This is a genomic window from Alkalihalophilus marmarensis DSM 21297 (assembly GCF_000474275.2).
GTDB lineage: Bacteria > Bacillota > Bacilli > Bacillales > Bacillaceae_D > Alkalihalophilus > Alkalihalophilus marmarensis.
In genome coordinates this window covers 1-424 of sequence record NZ_ATAE01000083.1, presented here as the reverse complement: position 1 = coordinate 424, position 424 = coordinate 1, and the positions used below count along the sequence as shown (strand labels likewise).

General features: G+C 38.2%; 1 protein-coding gene. It reads right to left on the bottom strand.

Annotated features, from left to right (window positions below):
• Positions 1-308 (bottom strand): IS1182 family transposase (locus A33I_RS19450; protein WP_022629985.1); only part of this gene is annotated, 308 nt, incomplete at its 3' end.
• Positions 309-424 lie beyond the last annotated feature (116 nt).

Below are 424 nucleotides of genomic sequence, written 5' to 3'. Positions count from 1 at the left end.
GGGTCAATGACACCAGCTTCTGGAGCCAAGTCTAAAAAGTATTTAAATGACATGTCGTACTTAGAGCGTTCCACTACATCAACATCCGACAAATCAAAAATAGTCTTTAATAAAAGGTATTTAAACATGCGGATCGGAGAGATCGCATTACGACCATTCGTCAAACAATACTTATCTTGAAGCTCCTCCATGATGAAAGAAAAATCGACGAGTTCATTCATTTGACGAAGCATATTGTCTTTAGGTACCACGAGATCATAGAGTCCCATATATGGGCTAAGAGGGATCGAGTCTTGTCCTTTAATCATTTCAACATCACCTATACCGTTATTAGTACCTTAATTATATAAGAAAAAGAGAGTGGTTGGTCGAATAAATTCGACCAACCACTCTCAGAAAACAAAAGGACTTTTTCAGTGGCCTC